The organism is Catenibacterium sp. co_0103, from assembly GCF_004168205.1.
Taxonomy (GTDB): domain Bacteria; phylum Bacillota_I; class Bacilli_A; order Erysipelotrichales; family Coprobacillaceae; genus Catenibacterium; species Catenibacterium mitsuoka_A.
Map to the genome: position 1 here is coordinate 1 of NZ_RCYB01000142.1, position 3580 is coordinate 3580.

Sequence of the window (3580 nt, forward strand, 5' to 3'; positions counted from 1 at the left end):
TATTGTTGGAATATTTCTGAGTGAACTGATAAAGAGAAGCTTTCTTAGGCTTTAATACTTTGTTTGACATATGATTATACCTCCATCTAATTTCTAATCTAATTATAGAACAGATGGGAAACTCATGTGTCTGGTTCAGCTTCATGAACGCCGTTTAATCGGTGCTTATGAAATTTAATTTTCACTGACCTGTGGTTTGTGGGTATTCAAAAAAAAAGATTATAAAAAGATTGTAAACTTCCCATATTCCGTAGTATATTGTTAGACGGTAGTTTTAAATGTTAGTTCAATATAGAATGAACTGTTTAAAAATAAGATTATAGGAAGAGGATAGAATGATGAACATAGGATTTGATAATGAAAAATATTTGCAGATGCAGTCTGCTCATATTCGCGAACGCATTGCTCAATTTGACAACAAGCTCTACCTAGAGTTTGGTGGAAAACTATTTGATGACTTCCATGCATCTCGTGTACTCCCAGGATTCCAGCCGGATTCTAAGATGCGTATGTTAATGCAGCTTAGCGACCAGGCCGAGATTGTGATTGTTATCAGCGCAGAAGATATCGAAAAAAATAAAGTACGTGGAGATCTTGGCATCACTTATGATGTAGATGTCCTTCGTTTGATGTCTATTTTTGAAGAACATGGTCTGTTTGTAGGAAGTGTCGTTATTACAAAGTACAGCGGACAGCAGAGCGCTTCCTTATTTAAAAACAAATTAGAGAAGCTTGGAATTAAGGTATATCTTCATTATCCAATTGAAGGATACCCTTCTAATATTCCACATATTGTCAGTGATGAAGGTTATGGAAAGAATGAGTTTATCGAAACATCTCGTCCACTCATTGTTGTTACTGCACCTGGACCTGGAAGTGGTAAAATGGCAGTCTGTCTTTCCCAGCTCTACCATGAGCATAAAAGAGGCATCTGCGCCGGCTATGCTAAATTCGAAACATTCCCAATTTGGAATATCCCAGTGAAACACCCAGTTAACCTTGCATATGAAGCTGCAACTGCAGATCTGAATGATGTAAATATGATTGATCCTTTCCACCTAGAAGCTTACGGAAAGACTACAGTTAACTATAACCGCGATGTAGAAATCTTCCCAGTACTCAATGCAATGTTCCAGCGTATTTATGGACAAAGCCCTTATAAGTCTCCTACAGACATGGGAGTTAACATGGCCGGAAATTGTATCTGTGATGATGCCGCATGTAGGGATGCTTCTTGTCAGGAAATCATCCGTCGCTACTACGATGCAAGAAGACGCGCTCTTGCTGGCAAATGTTCCGAGGAAGAAGTATATAAAATCGAGATGCTTATGAATCAGGCTGGTATTACGGTCCACGATCGTCCAGTTGTTGACGCTGCTCTTTCTCGTGCAGAAGAAACAGAAGCTCCTGCTGCTGCATTAGAGCTTGCAGACGGCCGCATGATCACAGGTAAGACTACAGATCTCCTTGGTCCTTGCGCAGCACTCCTTTTAAATGCACTCAAAGAGCTTGCTGGTATTCCACACAGTCAGCCAGTCATCTCACCTGCAGCAATTGAACCAATCCAGACTTTAAAAACACAGTATCTTGGAAGCAAAAACCCACGTTTGCATATGGACGAAGTGTTGATTGCATTATCTGTCAGCGCAGCTTCTGATCCAAATGCTCAGAAAGCATTGGAACAGCTTCCTAATCTAAAAGGATGTCAGGCCCATACATCGGTTATGGTCAGCGATGTAGACAGAAAACTATTTATGAAGCTTTCTATCCAGGCAACTTTTGAAGCAAAATATGAAAATAATTCTGTGATTTTTTCTAAAAAAGGTATATAACCCTAAGTAGTCTTCATCTTTTGAAGAAAGAAACAAAAAGAGACTTATCGCAAAAAAAATAAGTCTCTTTTTTGATTTGTTTCTCATACCCAGTCAATCCGACTACCCTTCCCAGTCTTTTTCAAAATAAATTCTGTGTTGATCTGTTCTTTTTGATTCACTGACTTGAGAAGTGATTCATATTATTTGTAAGATCTTTTTATGCCATTATATGTAAAAATAAGATCCTCACCACTAGAACTAAATTCAGTGATGAGGAGTCTTAGGTTTAATCAACAATCGTCTTATAATAATTACCGAAATCTGCCAATGCATCAATAATTGGCATCATCTCTTTTCCAAGATCTGTCAGTCCATAATCAACTCTTGGTGGATTCTCATGATAATCATTTCTATACACAAGGCCATCATCTATCATCTGCCTAAGACTATCAGTTAGTACTTTTTGAGAAATTCCATCTAAATCTCTTTGAAGTTCATTGAATCTCCATGGACGACTTTTTAAATTTCTTATGATCAATAACTTCCATTTACCACCAATTAAAGACACTGATGTTGCAACAGGACATTCTGGAAGTTCCTTTTTTGTCTTCATATGCAGTCACCTCATTTCAAAAATATTATAGTATATTCATTTTATTATGTACAGTTACAAAAAGGTGCGTACTTTTTTTAGAGTGTATAAATGATTATACTATACTCAAGCAACAAGGTTGCAAATAAAAATGGAGGTAATTCAAATGTCAAACTATACAAAAACAAATGTTGGTAATGAAAGTCGTACAGAGCTTCATGAAGCACTTTCTTTAACTGGTGCTGAAGTAAGTATTAATTCTCTTCCTGCTGGTGCAGGTGTTCCTTTCGTTCATTCTCATAGAAATAATGAAGAAATCTATGGAATTATTGCTGGAAAAGGAACTGCTATCATTGATGGAGATACTGTTGAAATTACTGCAGGTGACTGGTTAAAAATCAGCCCTGCAGCAAAGCGTCAATTCTTTGCTGCAAGTGATTCAAGTATCACTTATATATGCATTCAAGTGAAAGAAAACTCACTTGACGGATTCACAGTTGATGATGCTGTCATCTATTAAAAGTGTCACATATCTGCACAAACCCCTTCCATCCATGATGAGAGGGGTATTTTTTTAGGAGATCTCCACTTTTTCCTGATAATATAAAGAATTAAGGAATGCCCTTCCGTTTCCAAGTATAAGATACTTCATTTTGAAAATATCCTACATATTCAAGTCTAGTATGCTCGTTATTTCAGTAATTTTCATTCATAGTCACAGTTTTAAATTATTTATTGATCCTTATGATTTTGAAGATTCCAAGTCCCATATGCATCAAATTAAAAATAGCATACGAGTATTCTTCACAAGCAAACATATCGCAATAATTGCCTTCAGTAAAGTCTTATTTCATAACCATACTCCTGCAATACAAAACCATCATCAAATACCTCATTGTAAACACCATTAACCTTTACAAACTCTTTTTTAGTATACAGTTGAATTGCTGGTATATTTATATCAACCACAAAAAGTCTAAGAAATTCAGCATCAAGTGTTTTGGCAATTTCTTTTGCTTTATCAAGCATTAGACTACCAATACCTTTTTTTGAATATTTAACATTTACACCTAATCTGTCAATATATACAGCTTTTGCATGATTTCCTCCATTTCCCCGCGCCTTCGTTGCGCGGACACAAATATATAACCAAACTCAAATCCACCAAAACTAT

Annotated in this window: 4 protein-coding genes; 2 read left to right on the forward strand and 2 right to left on the reverse strand. The window is 36.3% G+C overall.

Annotated elements, in window-relative coordinates; translation table 11 throughout:
• Positions 1 to 338 precede the first annotated feature (338 nt).
• Entirely contained in the window at positions 339 to 1832 is a 1494-nt protein-coding gene (locus tag EAI80_RS12390; RefSeq protein ID WP_129982287.1) for a DUF1846 domain-containing protein, read from the forward strand.
• A gap of 268 nt (positions 1833 to 2100) precedes the next feature.
• On the opposite strand, the gene EAI80_RS12395 is transcribed toward EAI80_RS12390, so the two are convergent.
• Positions 2101 to 2427, reverse strand: coding sequence for a helix-turn-helix domain-containing protein (locus tag EAI80_RS12395; RefSeq protein ID WP_129982284.1), 327 nt, complete (start codon positions 2425 to 2427; stop codon positions 2101 to 2103).
• Positions 2428 to 2572: 145 nt separating this feature from the next.
• On the opposite strand from EAI80_RS12395, the gene EAI80_RS12400 reads away from it, so the two are divergent.
• Entirely contained in the window at positions 2573 to 2926 is a 354-nt protein-coding gene (locus EAI80_RS12400) for a cupin domain-containing protein (RefSeq protein ID WP_129982285.1), read from the forward strand.
• Between the two features lie 314 nt (positions 2927 to 3240).
• Here EAI80_RS12400 and EAI80_RS12405 read toward each other — a convergent pair whose 3' ends face one another.
• Entirely contained in the window at positions 3241 to 3549 is a 309-nt protein-coding gene (locus EAI80_RS12405) for a GNAT family N-acetyltransferase (protein ID WP_129982286.1), read from the reverse strand.
• Between the last annotated feature and the right edge of the window lie 31 nt (positions 3550 to 3580).